Source organism: Mesorhizobium sp. P2_A8 (genome assembly GCF_056404935.1).
The window spans coordinates 103,636-120,554 of record NZ_JBFUDB010000012.1 but is presented as its reverse complement, the minus strand read 5'-3'; the positions used below and the strand labels follow the sequence as shown (position 1 = coordinate 120,554).

Genomic DNA, 16,919 nt, shown 5'->3' with positions numbered 1-16,919 from the left:
CATTCTGTTTGTTAGACACGCGATGGTAGCCATTGCTTGTTGCCTTTTTGATGTTGTTATATTGCATTGACATCCCTTCTTACGCATCTTTATGCAGCTTGCAGTGCGCATCAACTTCGACCTGAGGCGCTTGTTCCCTCCGATTCAATGGCGAGGGAAATATGGCGTTGACTTGCGAGGGCACTTGTTGACCGCTCGATTGACAACGTTGTTTGCGGTGCATGCTTTCCTTTGTGCAGAAGGAGAATTTTCTCGTCCGGTTTCTTGTCTGCCTCGGTGAGACGATGGTTCAGGCGACGGTAGTCGGTCCAGGTCGGCGTACGGAATGTCTCAGTCCATCGCAAGGGCTTCTGCAGGTTGCGCTGGAGCGTCCAGTATCGAGCCCCGACACGGCTGTGCACATGCCGACGCTGGCGCATAAGGTCCAGGAAAGCTTCGAGATTCTCCGCGGGTACCAGATACGCCAACCCCGGGCCATGCGGTGACCCACCCCGCGCCGCCCAAGGCGAATGCTATTGCCGCCACTACGATCGACGAGGTCAATGCAAGGGAAAGAGAACATGAAGCGCAGGCGAGGCAGGCGAGTGTCATCAGCCGTTCTTGAGACAAGCTCCGTCTGAACAAGCTGTTGGAGATGCCGGCAAAGACAGCGCCTGCCCCGAAGCTGGCCATCAGCGTGCCATAGGCGAGTGGTCCTCCTCTCAACTGGTCGCGAACAACCAGGGGCAGCGCGAGTGTGGCGATGCCAGCCAGGCCAAAGAGGGTTCTACGAGCGATCGCCGATGACATCGCCGTGAAGCGCAATCCATCATAGATCGCCGTCCTCATCGACTCGCGTCGAAGAGGGGTGGAGCGAACCTTCCACTTGCAGCGCCATATGGTGGCCAGGGGTACCAAATAGGTGAGGGTGGTCACACAGAAGGCCACCATAAGCCCGAACGAGGCAACCACGATGCCGCCGAGTGCCGGGCCTACGGTCCGGACAGTGTTGAAGCCGACGGAGAGCAGAGTGACGGCAGCGGGAACGTCGCGCCGATCCACAATATCGCCGACAGGCGCTTGCCAGGCGGGATTGTTGACAGCAACGCCGCTTGCGATCAAGAAGCTGAAGCCGAGGATCATCCACGGGCTGACAAAGCCCAGCGCCACAACAGCGGTCAGCATCGCAGAGGCTATCACCATAAGGCAGCGGCCGGCGAACATGACCCTGCGACGGCTGAAATTGTCGGCGAGCACCCCGGCGAAGACAGATAAGATGAACGCGGGCGGGTTCGGTGAAGGCTATACCAGCGCAACCATCAGATCGGAAGTCGAGATCGTCGCCATCAGCCAGCTGATGGCAACAGTCTGCATCAACCAGCCGAGGCTTGAGACCGGCGTGGCGAGCCAGATAGAGCGAAATGTCGAGTTCCTGAGCAGCGCAAAAGTCGCTGGCGGACTTCGATCTGTATCTGCGCCCGCCGCTCTGCTCATTGCTCCGACCGATTGTGTTCCGCCGACCTAAACCACTTGGCGGGACACGATCCGATTACTGATCGAACGCGTCAAATGCAGTCTTTGTATTATGGTCATCTAGCAGCGAGATGGTCCTGGGCAGACAATCGACCACAACAGTGACGCGATATGCAATCTTCAATGGATATCGAGAGATGCTAAGGGGGTGAACTTCCAAAACTGCTGGAACGCACCCGTTTTGCCGGATCAGACAGCGGAGGCGATAATGCATAGGCTTACGCCTAAGTTTGCAACTATGACTTCCGATCCATTCTTCCCTCCGCCGCGTGAAGGGATCAACTCAGTGCAGCGCCGCACGACAACCGAGAAGGTCCGCCCGGTCGCTTCCCAAGATCAGAGTACGAGCGCCTACCTAAAGGGGAAATTTCATCCGAACAAATTTCAAGCACAGGCACCCAGGCGCTACGTCGTCCTTCAAGCGTACGCCCCAGCGCTTCCTCACAGATCGCGCGGCGCCCGATTACTCGGCTGGTCTTGGACTTTGCGCTATCGCTGCCGGACGATCATAGGGCCGAGTTTCGCGCGGGCTTCTCGTGGCGCGGTGCGCTACATTCAGCGTGACCGGTTTGATCTCTCCCGCACATCTTTTTGGGGGGATAGCCGCCGACCCTACTGAGATCTGCCGGGCCGTTCGAAGGAGCGGCATCGAAGGGCGCGATAGTACAGGGCCAGGCGTAACGTGCCTGTCGCAGCGCCCTTGTGAACATCGAGTCAGGCGGCGGCCATCTAAGAGCGCGATGGTACCGCTCGGAAGATTATATTGGCCTATTGAAGACAGTCCGGCGCATACTCATAAAACGGAAAAACCCACACCGGCTCCTGGTCGCCATGCTACTCGAATAGGGATGAAAAATGAGCGAAGCACCCCATCTTACGTTTGATCTCGACAGCCCTGGCGTAAGCACGGGGCACCTTGTTGTGCCCAAAGGTGCGGACTACGACTCTCTTTCGCTCCCGGTCTTCAGCTGCAATAGAGGGGAGGGACCCAGCCTACTTATCACTGGCGGAAACCATGGCAATGAACTGCAAGGCCCGGTTCTTGCTCGGCGACTTGTTGAATGGCTTCCCGAAGCGCAGAGGTGCGGCAGGATTATCATCGTACCGGAGATCAATCCACTTGCCGTGCAAGCTTGGACCCGCAACACGCCAATTGACGGAAAGAACCTCAACCGAGTGTTTCCGGGTCGATCGGATGGCTCGGTAAGTGAACGGATCGCAGATGCGATTTCGCGTCTATTGTTGCCTATGGTGGACACCGTTCTCGATCTGCACAGTTTTGGGCCGACCTGGGATTGTGCACCGTCGATCATCTCACACCCTATTGCCGATATCGATCAGATGACGAAGACGGTCAGCATTTCGAAGGCATTCAAGTTGCCGGTGACGTTGCTCTGGGAGCACAACGAAACGGATGGAATGTTCGATACTTGCGTGCATAGACAGGGCAAAACGTTCATTTGCACTGAATTTGGCGGCGGCGTAGTTAGCGCCGAAGCTCTTACCATGTATGAAGCTGGGGTTCGCAACGGGCTCATTGCGCTAGGGTTGGTCGCGGGCAAGGCCGAGTATTCGACGTTCCGTCAGCAGAAGTCCGGCCAAACACTGGAAACAACTGCCTCCGACCAGTTGAAATCGCCTTCGCCGGGCATCTTCGAACCGCGCTGCTCGGTGATGGATGAAGTGAAGCAGGGAGATGTGGTAGGCGTCCTACATCCGATGGGTTCGCTGTCCGCTGCTTCCATCGATATTCGCGCGCAATCGAAATCTATCGTGTTCGCAATCCGATCAGCACTGTATGTCCAAGGCGACGAAGAAGTGGCGATACTCGCACGACCCTTAGCTCACTGAGGGTCTGATGTTCGTCGTCAACCACCCAGGAGATCAAGCGGAAAACGGTGACATGCCGGGCGGTGCCAGGCGCAGCAGATCACCCGGGACCAAGTATTTTGCGAGACTTTCGCCGACATTGAATACGCGATCAAGGAACTCGGCGAGGGTCACAGCACGAAGTTCGAGTTCGAGTGCTACGACCTAAGCCACCTTTACAATCGTGCGTGGATCTTCGGCCATGGTTGGATCAAGCCTCCATTCTTCATGCAGATGGTCTTTGGCATTCTCGGCGGCGTCGGTCCCGATCTCGTAACCTTGTGCACATGCGTACCATCGCTGAAAAGCTTTTTGGGAGAAGCTACGAGCGGTCGGTGCTTGCTGCCGGGAGGCATCAGGGTGCAATTCACCCGCAGGCTGCACTGCTGGGCGGTGACCTGCGGGTCTGCTTGGAGGACAGCCTCTACATCGAAGAAGTTCAGCGCGGAGCAAGTGCGCAAGATAGATCCATCGTCGAACACCTTGGAAGAACAGTCGCAACCCCGGATGAGGCACGGCAGCGTCTCGGTTTGAAAGGCGCGGACAAAGTGGCGTTCTAACGCCACAGGCAATCTTCTCATAATCGGCCGGAACTAGGCCTGGATCACCGAAGAGTTTACCATCGACGCTGGACCGAGCCGCGCTTCAACCTGGGATACGACAATGACTGAATTCAAGAACACCGCGGTCCTCGGGGCAGGGGTCATCGGTGCCAGCTGGACTGCCCTATTTTTAGCATCCGGAAGGGACGTCGCGGTACACGATATTACTCCCAACATGGAAAAAAGCATTCGGGATTACGTCGAACGGGCGTGGCCCTCGTTAGAGGAAATCGGGCTGGTCAAGGATGGCAGCCCCGACCGTATGCGGTTCAACAAAACTGCAGCTGAAGCGGTCGAAGGTGCATCCTTCGTACAGGAGAATGTCCCTGAAAGGCTCGCGATCAAGCACGCTCTTTACGGTGAAATCGAAGCTCATCTAGCAGCCGACGCTGTGGTCGCGACTTCTGCATCGGGCCTGACGCTGTCGGAGATGCAGAGAGGCTGGGGCAATCCGTCTCGCTTCGTACTCGGTCATCCTTTCAATCCGCCGCATCTCATTCCGCTTGTCGAGATAATGGGCAATGACCAGACCGCCGGTGGGGTGGTCGAAGATGCGGAGCGGTTCTACGCGGCAATCGGCAAAGTGACCATCCGCGTCAATCGTGAGATCCCCAGGCCATGTTGCGAATCGTTTGCAGGCCGCCGTCTGGCGCGAAGCGATCCATCTCGTCAAGACAGGTGTCGCATCCGTCGGCGACGTGGACAAGGCTATGTGGTCCGGTCCTGGACTTCGTTGGGCCGCCATGGGCCCGACAATGCTTTTCCACCTCGGGGCGGGTGAGGGCGGCCTCGGAGCGTTCTGTGAACCTACACCGACAGCTTTAACCGCTGGTGGGATGATCTTGGTGTGCTGCACCTAGAGCGGAGAAGCTCGTATCGGGCGTTGAGCAGGAGGCCGACGGGCAATCTCCGGCTAACCTCTCTGCGCAACGCGACGCTCTTATCGCCAGCATTCAAAAGGCGATTGCTCCGCTCCGGGTCAAGTAAAGTTCCGAGGCGGCAGGCATTGAGGATGGTCGTGTTGAACAAAGCCAGTTCTATTGCCGGTGCTCGAAGGTGGTAGGCAAACCATCATCGATTTATCAACAAAGAAGTTTCTATTGGAGCGGCGCGCGCAGCGTTTCGGATTCTGCGGCGGTCACGGGCGTGATCCAGTCAACGAAACATTGGATCTGCGAGTTATGCCTGTTGCGGATAACAACATACAGCCCATCCCGCAGGACTACCGGGAGGTCGTGTGCGCCAACGGGCCGTATTCACACCCCCACGATCTCCGAGCATCTGCCGATTACTCCGTCGGAAATAGGCGAGGCGAGTATTGAAGCTGCCGAGGTCGCCGCAGCGATCATCCAACTTGCCCGGAATCCCGAAAACGGTAAGCCCGACCCAAACCCAGACCTCTTCACGGGGTTTTTGCTACGCATCAAGCAATCCTGTGACGGGTCCTAAATGTATCTACGGGTGGCGGCCTTACGCTAACCAAAGTAGAACGCCTCCGGGCGGCCACCACGACAAGACAGAAAATGGCTTACCTTATTGTTGGTTAATTAACTCTGGTATTTCCCCCCCGATGCAAAATACAGAGACTGGAAGCATTCTTGGGAGCCCGAATTCCTTGAATCCGAAGTGTCGTTCCCCCTCGTATCGGACTTTGTCTCGAAGAGAGAGTGGCACTACCATCACCCGATCGTTAATCCTCACTGAGGATGGGTACGAGTCACTCATCGAAAACCTGCCTCGAGTTGATCCTTAAGGACTGACCGAGTTGATCGTTAAGGACTGACAATGCGCGACGTGATACTGCAGGACATCTCCGAAAGTTTTTCCGACACGTATTTCAAAGCGCGCCGGAAGTTCCTCGAGCTCGCCAAGTCTGTGAAATCATACAAATCGCCCGCCCGGGGACCGGGTGGCGAGGAATTGTTCACCGATGTCGCGTGGTTCGGCAATCCAGACGCGTGTCACGTGAGCGTATTGATCTCGGCCACACACGGCGTAGAGGGCTACTGCGGCTCGGCTGGGCAAGTGGACTGGATGCGAGGCGGCAATGCGAGCTCGCTGGGGCCGGACCAGGCGATGTTGCTGATACATGCACTAAACCCATATGGTTTTGCGTGGAACCGCCGCGTCACCGAAGAGGGTTGTGACCTTAATCGCAATTTCGTGGACTTCTCGCAGCCTCTTCCGATTAATCCGGGGTATGACGATCTTGCCAATCATCTAGTCCCAGCACTGATAAGTGGTCCCGAGTTTGAAGCCTCTGAGCTGGCTATTGAGAAATTTCGCGAGGAGAATGGCGAAGTCGCCTTCCAAACCGCGCGAAAGGCTGGACAGTATAGTTATCCCGACGGCGTATTCTTCGGAGGCTTCGGCCCCAGCCATTCGCGTTTGACGCTAGAGAGCATTTCGGACGATTTCTGTCTAAAATCCCGGGATCGGGTGGTGATTGTGGACGCACATACCGGCCTGGGCCCCTTCGGATACGGCGAGCTTCAGACCGAGCAGCCCTCTGGGCTTGCTGGTTATGAACGTGCATTGGCAATGTTCGGCAGATCGGTAACCTCGCCTGATCTTGGGACCTCATCGTCAGTGCCGATACGGGGCTGCGTTGATGAGTTTTGGCAGCGGCTGATAGGTGAGCGCCACATTTACGTAGCGCTCGAATTCGGTACGTTCGATCCGGAGAACGGTCGAAGGGTCCTCAGAGAGGATCATTGGTTAGCGAAGCATCCCGACGCTGACCCGGACCTTGCACGAGCCATCCGACTCCGTCTTCGCGAACACTACGATCCGAGATCGGAGGATTGGCGCGAAATGATTCTTTGGCGCAGCCGTCAGGTGCATAGGCAGATGGTTGAGGGCCTCAGATCTTCAGGGTAGATGGCCGCTTGCCGACATAGCCAGACAAAGCAGGGAGCATTGCCGATAGCAGTCAGGGATGACGTTCAGCTGCCGCGGCGGTAGTTTGAGCAATTCACCTAGCGCTGGCGAGTTGCAAACGAACAATTCGAAACTCTGGTGATGTCGAACGGTGCAATACACCGCAGCGTCGGCTCTCGGTGCCTACAGAAAAATCGTTGCGACGGATCCTGCGGATTACACCGGTACCTTTTACATGATTAACAGCGAGGGCGGTTGCGTCGCCGAAGAGGTCGAAAACTGGTAGCCGGAATTGCACGACTGACTTGGTTTATTAAAGCGAGGTAGCCGCTGCTCGATCCGGCTTCTTTTCGCCTTAGCTTGATGGAGCGTTTGTCGGCGACGGGGCACCCACGGAATCAACCATCGTAGCTCATTAACCCGAGTTCGCCGCCCTTTCTCACGCACCTCAAGTAGCCTTGCCCAAGGAGCGGGGCGTCGCCGGGGACAGACAGTTGTGGGTAGTATCCGCAGCGCGCTGGCGAAACGGGGTCAGCGCATTGCGACCCACCAGCGCCGTGCTTGACGCATGCTCGCACTGCTCCAATTATCGCCTCGCTAGTTGTCATCTCGTCGCGAGAAGACAACAATCTGTAAACGGAATTGGACTGCGGCGGCCGATGGCTGTCTATTCCTGATCAAAGGCATGGATTTGATTGCAGCCTACAGGGCACTTCGAATGAACGAATGTTTTTTTGCAGCAGTTAGCGTAACGATCGCAACATCTCGCGTCGAGGCTGAACCTGCCATTCTTATGCGATGCGTTGCTCTGATTCACCAGATAGCAGTGGACCCGACGAAAACTCCAGCGGTTTTCTTCGATCGTGCTGTCGCGCTGAGATGAGCTCGCGCAACCCCAAGCAGATTGATGCGATTGGCGTCAGCGATCTGCCAGAACGACTCCAGGACATCATCCGACGCCGTGGCGAAGTCCTCGGTCCTGGCTACCAATTTTCCGAGACGATTCCGGTGGAGTTTGTCTCGGGATTTGGTGCCCACTTGATAGACATCGACGGCAATGATTATCTCGATGCGTTTAACAACGTTCAAGGCGTCGGCCACGCCCACAGGCACGTTGCGGATGCCGTTTCCCGCCAGATTGCCACAGTCAACACTGATACTCGCTACCCCCAGGAAGCGCTGGTCGCCTATGCTGAGCGGCTACTTGCAACTTTCCCAGTTGAGCTGTCGAAGCTAAGCTTGCCCTGCACTGGATCTGAAGCGAATGACCTAGCAATTCGGGTCGCGAGGTACCATACGGGCGGCGAGGGTATCATAGTTACGCGTTGGGCGTTTCACGGTCGCACGCGCGAAGTCGCCAGTTTTTCCCCAATGCTAGGGGCAGGATCCCCGCTCGGACCAAACGTCCGACTCATTTCCGCTCCTGATCCCAGGCTCTGCGCACCCGGGCAATCCCTCGAGAATTATATGCGGGATCAAGTGCGTGCCGCGATTCTTGATCTCGAACGGCACGGATACCGGCTAGCAGCCTTGATTGCCGATTCCGCTTTTACCTCCGACGGCATTTTTACTCACCCTGTGGGATTCATGCAGGCAATGGTCGATGAGGTCCATGCCGCTGGCGGCCTCCACATTGCTGACGAGGTTCAATCGGGGTTCGCTCAACTCGGGGATTCGATGTGGGGGTTCAGTCGGCACGGCGTGGTTCCCGATATCGTCACAATGGGCAAAGCGATTGGGAACGGTTTTCCAATCTCTGGCGTTGCCTTCCGCCCGGAGGTCTCTGATGAATTCGGACGAAAAGTCAGCTACTTCAACACACTGGGCGGCCGGTCGCTTTCCGTAGCCGCAGCGTCCGCAGTGCTCGATGTTTTCGAGCAGGAGAATGTGCGTGAACGCGTAGCCGTGAACGGAGCGACCTTGCTGGCAGGGCTTGAAACGCTGACACGGGATTCTCCATATGTTGCGCAGATCCGAGGCAGCGGGCTGTACCTTGGTGTCGAGATCGTCAAGGACAGAGAGACACTCGAGCCTGATCCCATTCGTTGCGAAAGCATCATTAAGAACCTTCGGGATCGTCGAGTTCTGATCAGCCGGACCGGCTCCGCAGGCAACGTGTTGAAAGTTCGTCCTCCAGTCGCCTTCACCGCTGCCGATGTGTCTCGATTCCTTGAGACCTTTGCCATCGTGGCAAAACAGCGGCTCTAGAGGACTCTAGCAACATGAACACATTATCTGGCGCAATGCTGCAACGGCTTCTGGAGGAGAGTAGCCTGCTCTCATCAAGCCAATCTATCGACCCCTTGTTTTTGAATACCATGCTTGAAAGGCACTACGGGCTCAGCGGACGGGTTGAACGATTGGGCAGTGAAAAGGGCCATACGTTCAGGTTCAAAACCGGCGTGAATGAATACCTGGTAAAGGTGTCACCGTCCGACGAGCCGGAACAAGTTACGGCGTTGCAGATTGCAGCGATGCGTTATCTTGATGACGCCGCTCACGCCTTGCCGATCCAGCGGATCAAGCCCACCCTTGAGCGAAGGGATAGCGTTCCAATCGACTTGGGGGATGACACGTGTCGAACACTTAGCGTCTTCTGTTTTGTCGAAGGCCTGTTATGGGAACAAATGGATGCTAACGTCGAGCAATTGACCAAGGTGGGAGACATGCTCGGGCGAGTAAACATTGCGCTGCGATTATTCGGGCATCCAGCTGCCGAGCGCAGCTTAGTTTACGACATTAAGCACTTCCCCCATTGGGCGGGACTTGTCGATTACGCGCCAGACCCCAGGCACCGATTGCTGGCTCAACGGGTCTTCAGGCTCTTTGAAGAAGTCGTTCTGCCGAGGCTGACAAGTCTTGAAATGCAAGTGATCCATGGTGACTACGCTCCCAACAATGTCGTGGTGGATCCGCATAGCGATGTCTTCGTTACGGCCATCCTTGACTTTGGTGACACTGTCCATAGCGCGGTGATCTTCGATCCTGCCAATACGGTCGCGCACCTGATCGGCCGCTCTCAGGATAACCCTTGGGAGGATGCCTTTGCCTTTGTCGCCGGGTACGAGCATAGCAGGCCGATAAACCAGTCAGAACTCCCACTTTTGCCAGTTGCGGCTCTCGCGCGGCTCACCATGCTGGCGTTGATCAGATACTGGAAGGCGGAGCGCGCACCTGACCAGAGCGAGGAGCTACTGGCTAGTGCCGAGTATTACTGGGCGAACCTAGAGCGGGCCATGGGCGCACCACTAGATGATGTGGTCGCGCGATTCCGCTACCGCGCCGGTGATCCTGGTGCTTGAGCCCAACGATAGGAGGTAGTTGGCACTTGAGGGAACGTTGCCCACCACCACCTGAGTACCTCGGCGATCGTATGCGATTTCAGATGTTTAGTCCCGGTATCCGTGAACGCAGGAGATCGGGAATTCTTCTTTGGACGCCAGATTGCATCTGGGAGCGCATATTGGTTAGCCGACTGTCCGTGGCCGTCGAGTACGGAACGTAGCCCCAGGGGGCCTATCTCTTCCCTCAATTTGACCGACTACAACCAACGATAAGGAGTTATCTATGACTACGGCCGAATCGATTCCCTTCACCGGCGCACCGTTCCCAAAATCAGAGTACGAACGACGGCAGAACAAGGTGCTTGAAGAGATAGCTCGATCCGAGCTGGACGCACTCGTGGTCACCGCCCACGGTCATCTCCAGTATCTCAGCGGATACGATGGAATGGGGGCGTATTTCATGCCGTTTCCGTTGATTCTCGTGCCGGGAAGGGCTCCAATATATGTAGTCCGGGAATACGAGTTCACTGGCGTTCGCGCGGAGAGCTGCATTGATGAGCTGGTTGGTTATACAGAGCAACCAGATTTTGCCAAAGTGACTGCCGACGTTTTACGGAGGTCGGGATTAGCAGGCAAGAAGGTCGGGTTCGAGTTGGGCTGCTGGGGCCTCGCTCCAGCGGATGTATATGCGCTTCAGACCCTCATTCCCGAAATGAAGATTGCCGATGCCTCTCGTCTGGTCTCATCAGTTATGGCCGTGAAGAACGAGTTGGAGATTAATGCAATGCGTCATGCGATGGCCGCGACCGACGTGGCCGTGCGTGCATTTCAGCGGTCTCTGAGGGCCGGCATATCCGAAGCTGAAATGGCGGTGGCCATCCAGAGTGAGGTTACCAAGTCCGGCGGCGAGGACGTCAGGCTTGTCTCAGTCGGATTTGGCGAGAGGACGAAGCTGCCGCACACGAAGCTGACACGCCATCCAATGGGTAACAACGAACCTGCGATGGTTGAAGTCGGCGGCATTAAGCAGGGGTATGCCGGGCCTCTGGTTCGCGGTGCAGTGCTTGGCAAGCATGCAGAGACCGAGACCCTGCATGCTTTGGCGGAGGAGGCACTTGAAGCCGCCATCGCTGCAATTAGGCCAGGTGTAACGGCGGGAGAGGTGGACGCGGCCGCCCGAAGGGTGATCGAGCGATCTGTTAGACCCAAAGCCCTTAATCATCGGGTTGGATACCAGACCGGGTCCCCATGGGGCGAACGCGGCAATATCAGCCTGGAGCCCAGCGCACTGGACGTCCTTCAGGCCAATATGACCGTCCATATGCCCGTCATTCTCATTGGAGAAGGTCGTTACTTATTTGGCTGTAGCGAGACTGTCTTGGTGACGGAGCGCGGATCGGAAATACTCAGCGGTACACCACACACACTCTATCGCGCGTGATGCGTCGCAGCGGGGATGAGCGGCATCTCCAAGAGCCAGGGCTCACGGCTGTGCGAGGAAATCGACGACAAGGCGAAAGCCTTCGTCGAGCGGCTGATCGAGGGCGATTGGCCGTAACTGTGGATCGACGCCACCTGCCTGAAGGTCCGCCGCGCGCTGGGCGAATAGTCTCCCGCCATCATTGCCGTCGGCGTCAACGCGGACCGCCGGCGAAAGGTCCAGGCCATAAAGATTGGCACCTTGGGCGCCGAGCCGATCTGTTGCAGTAGCAAGTTGGGTTCCATTCCTTCGATGCGCCGACGCAACATGACGACCCTGATGCTTCCCTTTGCGGCCAGCGGACCGAACTCACCGTGTAATTCCCGAACTGCATCGATCGATGCCGTTCGTTGACGCACCAGCAAGGGTCGGGACCAAATGCATAGCAAGAATAGGCTGCTGCTCGCGCTCTTGACCGGCACGAACCCCATGTTCGGTCTTGTGACCCTTCGGTCGGCGTCGGCCGCATCTGTCTTGTTCTGTTTGACCTACGGTTAGACGTATGATGACCGGATCAGCGAGCGAAGCAGACATATTGTAGTGCAAGAACAAAAGAGGCGACGGCGGTCTTAAAAATAGGCACTGGCCATCTCAAAACGCGATGACATAGCCCGGAACATTATATTGGCGGACCCAATGCCAACTGGCACATACTTCGCAGGAACCAACCGCATCCGCCCGTCAACACCGTCCTGCAGAAATCGAGCGAACTGAAGTGCAGATCAAAGATGTACTCCTCGCGCCAGGAAACGGCGCGTTTTTCTACGACGATCAGGCAGCCATAAGAGCGGGTGCCTCGCAGGACGGTTTTGTCTATGTGGGCCAACCCACGACGCCCGCCTTCCAATCCATTCGCGTTCCGGCAAATTCGCTAAGTATCGGGCTTGTCCTTGTCGACGACACCGTCGTTTGGGGCGATATGATGAGCGTTCAGTATTCTGGTGCCGGTGGACGCGATGCGTTGTTTGAAACTTGGCAAATCTCGGATTTGACGTCGCGGGTCGTGGTGCCTCGGCTTATCGATGTCGATGTGTCTCGCTACCTTGATGCCTGCGCGAACGTTTTCGAGCCCATCGGACACAAGCGGTTACCTCTCGCGATTGAGTATGGCGTCAGCCAGGCGCTCCTTCGCGCAGCAGCCCACCTTCAACGTACGACAATGGCAGAGATCGTATGCAGTGAATTTGACCTACCGCTGCCAACGCGCAGGGTCCCGATCTATTGCCAGAGCGGTGATGCTCGGGAACTTAACGTCGACAAGATGATTTTGAAAGCCGTGGATGTGCTTCCCCACGGTCTGATCAATTCACGGCAGAAATTCGGTGTCGACGGCCTGACCTTCATGGAGTTTGTGAAGTGGGTTGTGACGCGTACGCGTCAAATCGGCAGTCCAGGATACCATCCGGTGCTGCATTTCGATGTGTATGGCTGGATCGGCCAGGAAATCGGCCTAGAGCCGCAACGGATCGCCGACTTTATCTGCAAGGTTGCAGATACAGTCCCGGATTTCACGCTCAACATCGAGTCCCCGGCGGATTTTGGTTCGACGCAAGCTCAAATTGAGAACTACGCCAAGATCGTATCGATTTTGGACAACCGGGGTTCCAGCGCGCGCATTGTCGTGGATGAGAGATGCAATACGCTTGAGGATATCCGGCTCTTTGCCGAAGCGAAGGCCACGCATCTCGTTCAAATCAAGACGCCGGATGTCGGCTCAATTGCCGATACAGCGCGGGCAGTTCTTCTCTGCAAAGCGAATAAGGTAGGCGCATATGTCGGGGGAAGCTGTACCGAGACAGATCTCTCCGCCCAAGCTTCCGTCCACGTATCTGTGGCAACCCAGGCCGACATGATGCTTGCAAAGCCCGGAATGGGTGTCGACGAGGCATTCTCAATTGTTGGGAACGAACAGAATCGGTTGCTGGCGATGCTGAACCATCGTCGGACCCAAAACGAAAAAATTGGATAAAAGCACGGTGTCGTATGCAGAACTCTCTTGAGGGGATCACTGTCGTAGCCGTGGAGCAGGCGGTGGCCGCGCCTTACGCATCCTCGCGCCTTGCGGACGCCGGCGCCCGGGTGATCAAGATTGAGAGGCCCGAAGGGGATTTTGCCCGAAACTACGACAAGTTGGTACGTGGGCAAAGTGCCTATTTCGTCTGGCTTAATCGGGGTAAGGAGTCGGTCTGTCTGGACCTGAGGTTGGAGACGGATCGCGCCGTCCTGGACACGCTTATTGCCAGTGCTGACGTCTTTATCCAGAATCTGAAGCCGGGCAGTATCGAAAAACTGGGTTTCGCGTCTGCGGATCTGCGTCGACGTTTTCCGCGGCTGATCACCTGCGACATTTCTGGTTTCGGGGACACAGGGCCGTATTCCCATTTGAAAGCCTATGATCTCATCGTCCAGGCCGAGACAGGTCTATGCGCGATCACCGGCAACCCACAGGGTCCCGCGCGTGTGGGGGTCTCGGTTTGCGACATTTCGGCGGGCATGACGGCACATAGCGCCATTCTTCAGGCACTGTACCACCGCGAGGTCACCAGAGAAGGAACAGGCATCCAGGTGTCACTGTTCGATGCCGTCGCGGACTGGATGAACGTGCCGGTTCTGCAAAACGATTACAGCGGCTACCACACGGTTCGCGCGGGTGTGAAACACCCGTCGCTTGCGCCATATGGCGCCTATCGTTGCGCCGACGGCAAAGAGGTCATCTTTTCCGTTCAGAATGACCGCGAATGGGTAAATTTCTGCGATAAATTCCTGAAGCAGCCGGCGCTTACACGCGCACCTGGCTTTGCTGACAATATGGAGCGTCTCGGTCACCGTGCGCAACTTGATGAGATCATCGAACGGCGGTTTTCTGAACTTTCCTGCCACCAAGCGATGCAGGAGCTTGAGGCGGCCGGCCTTGCATATGGCCGACTGAACGAAGTGGTGGATGTTTCAAGGCATCCACACCTTCGCAGGGTGCAGGTTGGAACACCCGAAGGAGCTGTCGAGACGATAGCGCCGGCGGCGATTTTCAACTCGGAGCACCCCTCGCTGCGCCCAGTTCCGGCTCTTGGCGCTCATACCGACGCTGTCCGCGAGGAGGTTCTGGGGCTTTTGCGCGAAAGAGCCGCGCGCGTCTGAGTAAGGGGAGTTCGGTCGCGGTTTGCGAAAAGCCTGTGGACCTTGGGTCATCTCAACGCATCGGCCATCCAGCAAGCCCACCGCCGCCACGCTCGCTAAGATTGATTGCAGAGGCGACTCCATGATCAAGGACACCTTTTCGGCCGTTGAAAGCGCGATGTCTGTACCTCGCTGGAGATCCCTGCTCTTCGTTCCCACTCACGTACCGCGATTTGTGGAGACGGCCCATGAGCGGGGTGCGGATGGCGTCATACTCGACCTGGAAGATTCCGTTCCCCAGGATCAGAAGGGCGAGGCACGGAAGCGGCTTCCTGAATCTGTGGCAAAGGTGGCTCGCAAGGGCGCATCCGTTTTGGTCCGCGTGAATCGTAGTTTGCGCGCTCTGGCGGCCGATCTTGATGCAGCAGTAATAGCGGGTGTTGACGCGCTTGTTCTTCCGAAGACGGATTCGGCAGATTGGATATTAGAGATCGCGAATGCGGTTTCAGAACTTGAACGGGAAAGAAATCTTGCGCCGGGACGCATCCGGTTCCTTGCTCAGATCGAGACTCCGGGCGCACTGCAAAGGCTTGCGGCTATTGCCTCAGCGCATGCAAGGATGGTCGCAATGGCTCTTGGTCCTGAAGACTTCAGTGCCGCTGTTGGCGGTACCCCGGAATTCGACCTTCTGTTGACGCCGAACCTTTCTGTTCTGTTTGCCGCCCGTGCGGCAGGCTTGCTCCCGCTTGGCTTCATAGGAAGCATCGGCGATTTCTCGGACACGCATAAACTTCGTGAAGCCGCGGTGCATGCGCGGCGGCTAGGCTTTGCCGGAGCCTTGGCGATCCATCCGACCCAGGTGGCCATCTTCAATGAGGCTTTCTCGCCAAACGCCCAGGAACTCGAGTGGGCACATAAAGTCGTCGCGGCCGAAAATGATGCCACCACGCGTGGCCTCTCTGCATTCTCGTTGAATGGCAAAATGATCGATCCGCCAGTGGTGCGGCGCGCCCGCGAAATCCTCGCCCTCTCAAGCAATAGCTGAGCCTATAGGCGGACGCAGGCGGTTTTGAACCTAATGCGACAGTTTTGTGGCTTGCCTGCCATCTCGTTTCGAGATAGATATAAAAGCACTGGGAACATGCCCCGGGTGGATTTCTTCGTCGTGGACATCAGGCAGCTAAGATACTTTGTCGGCGTCGTCGAAGCCGGCAGTTTCACGAAGGCAGCTGCAACCCTCAACGTTGCTCAAAGCGCTCTAAGCCTGCATGTGCGTCAACTAGAGGAAGGATTCGGTACTCAACTGCTCGTTCGCGACAGAACCGGTGTCAGCGTCACGGCATCCGGAGACAAGTTGCTCGAGCGGGCGCGGACCATCCTGAAGGAAATTCAGCTCACTGAGGCCGAACTGACCAACTCGGTGGCTGCTCCTTCCGGAGAGGTGACCATTGGCATTCCGTCCGGAGCCGCTCGCGTCCTTAGCGGTCCCCTGCTTGAATCGGTAAGAAGCGAATTGCCGAGGATCTCATTGAAGATGATCGAGGGGATGACCGGACCGCTGGAGGAGTGGATGGCTGCTGGCCGTTTCAATCTGGCTGTTCTCTACCGCACTGCTGAGAGCGTTGGGCAAATGGCGGTGCTGGCTCGCGAAGAATTTTGCCTTGTGGTGCCGCCTGGTCAACCGCCCTTCGAAGATTCAATAGCGCTCGCCGACCTGCACGCATTTCCCTTGGCGGTTCCCATGCGCAACAACAATGTCAGGCGTTCGGTGGCTGATGTCGTTGCCCAGCACGGTTGTGTTCTGGACGTTAGGTTCGAAGTCGACTCCCTTTCCACGATCATCAATATGGTCATGGAAGGAAAGGCGTATTCCATCCTTACCCCGTCCGCCATTCAAAGAGAGGCGTCTCAAGGCCTGGTCCGGACGGTCAAAATCATTGATCCAGTGATCACCCGTTCCGTCGTGCTTGCCGTGAACCCGAAAGATGAGCGCTCTCCAGCAGTATCCGCGGTCCGCAAGCTGATCCCTAAGGTCGTAAAGACTTTGATCGAGGGTAAGCACTGGTCAGCCACGGTTCCGGACCGGCTCTAGCAAGTCCCCAAGCGAAGTTTTCTTCCAGTACTATCGCTCTTCGCGGCTGCGTAAGCGGTATCGATCTGGATTTGAGATGGTTTTGG

Annotated in this window: 11 protein-coding genes and 4 pseudogenes; 14 read left to right on the top strand and 1 reads right to left on the bottom strand. The window is 56.7% G+C overall.

Annotation, left to right across the window (positions count from 1 at the left end; genetic code table 11):
- Positions 1–110 precede the first annotated feature (110 nt).
- Positions 111–1,473, bottom strand: a pseudogene (locus AC1D10_RS31695) (MFS transporter).
- Positions 1,474–2,367: 894 nt separating this feature from the next.
- Here AC1D10_RS31695 and AC1D10_RS31690 point away from each other — a divergent pair.
- The 14 genes and pseudogenes from AC1D10_RS31690 to AC1D10_RS31625 all read left to right on the top strand — a co-directional run bounded on the left by AC1D10_RS31690 (position 2,368) and on the right by AC1D10_RS31625 (position 16,833).
- Positions 2,368–3,363 carry a succinylglutamate desuccinylase/aspartoacylase family protein gene (locus AC1D10_RS31690; RefSeq protein ID WP_477278730.1) on the top strand — a complete coding sequence of 332 codons (996 nt, stop codon included), beginning with the start codon at positions 2,368–2,370 and terminating at the stop codon, positions 3,361–3,363.
- Positions 3,364–3,441: 78 nt separating this feature from the next.
- Positions 3,442–3,941, top strand: a pseudogene (locus tag AC1D10_RS31685) (3-keto-5-aminohexanoate cleavage protein).
- A gap of 103 nt (positions 3,942–4,044) precedes the next feature.
- A pseudogene (locus tag AC1D10_RS31680) lies at positions 4,045–4,524 on the top strand (3-hydroxyacyl-CoA dehydrogenase NAD-binding domain-containing protein); the annotation flags it as partial.
- 61 nt (positions 4,525–4,585) lie between these two features.
- Positions 4,586–4,843, top strand: a complete 258-nt coding sequence (locus tag AC1D10_RS31675; protein ID WP_477278729.1) for a 3-hydroxyacyl-CoA dehydrogenase family protein — start codon at positions 4,586–4,588, stop codon at positions 4,841–4,843.
- 196 nt (positions 4,844–5,039) lie between these two features.
- Positions 5,040–5,432, top strand: a complete 393-nt coding sequence (locus AC1D10_RS31670; protein WP_477278728.1) for a 3-keto-5-aminohexanoate cleavage protein — start codon at positions 5,040–5,042, stop codon at positions 5,430–5,432.
- Positions 5,433–5,768: 336 nt separating this feature from the next.
- Positions 5,769–6,863 carry a M14 family metallopeptidase gene (locus tag AC1D10_RS31665; RefSeq protein ID WP_477278727.1) on the top strand — a complete coding sequence of 365 codons (1,095 nt, stop codon included), beginning with the start codon at positions 5,769–5,771 and terminating at the stop codon, positions 6,861–6,863.
- An 879-nt stretch (positions 6,864–7,742) separates the two neighbouring features.
- Positions 7,743–9,071: an aspartate aminotransferase family protein gene (locus tag AC1D10_RS31660; RefSeq protein WP_477278726.1), complete on the top strand. Its 1,329-nt coding sequence runs from the start codon at positions 7,743–7,745 to the stop codon at positions 9,069–9,071.
- 14 nt (positions 9,072–9,085) lie between these two features.
- Positions 9,086–10,165 (top strand): phosphotransferase, encoded by a 1,080-nt coding sequence (locus tag AC1D10_RS31655; protein WP_477278725.1) that lies wholly within the window; start codon positions 9,086–9,088, stop codon positions 10,163–10,165.
- A gap of 265 nt (positions 10,166–10,430) precedes the next feature.
- Positions 10,431–11,588, top strand: a complete 1,158-nt coding sequence (locus AC1D10_RS31650; protein WP_477278724.1) for a M24 family metallopeptidase — start codon at positions 10,431–10,433, stop codon at positions 11,586–11,588.
- A 6-nt stretch (positions 11,589–11,594) separates the two neighbouring features.
- A pseudogene (locus AC1D10_RS31645) lies at positions 11,595–11,843 on the top strand (transposase); the annotation flags it as partial.
- Between the two features lie 499 nt (positions 11,844–12,342).
- Complete coding sequence (locus AC1D10_RS31640) at positions 12,343–13,596, top strand: methylaspartate ammonia-lyase (RefSeq protein ID WP_477278723.1); 1,254 nt, start codon at positions 12,343–12,345, stop codon at positions 13,594–13,596.
- Positions 13,597–13,610: 14 nt separating this feature from the next.
- Complete coding sequence (locus AC1D10_RS31635; RefSeq protein ID WP_477278722.1) at positions 13,611–14,762, top strand: CaiB/BaiF CoA transferase family protein; 1,152 nt, start codon at positions 13,611–13,613, stop codon at positions 14,760–14,762.
- A gap of 121 nt (positions 14,763–14,883) precedes the next feature.
- Positions 14,884–15,786, top strand: a complete 903-nt coding sequence (locus tag AC1D10_RS31630) for an HpcH/HpaI aldolase/citrate lyase family protein (RefSeq protein WP_477278721.1) — start codon at positions 14,884–14,886, stop codon at positions 15,784–15,786.
- Positions 15,787–15,906: 120 nt separating this feature from the next.
- Positions 15,907–16,833 carry a LysR family transcriptional regulator gene (locus AC1D10_RS31625; RefSeq protein ID WP_477278805.1) on the top strand — a complete coding sequence of 309 codons (927 nt, stop codon included), beginning with the start codon at positions 15,907–15,909 and terminating at the stop codon, positions 16,831–16,833.
- The last annotated feature ends 86 nt before the right edge of the window (positions 16,834–16,919 follow it).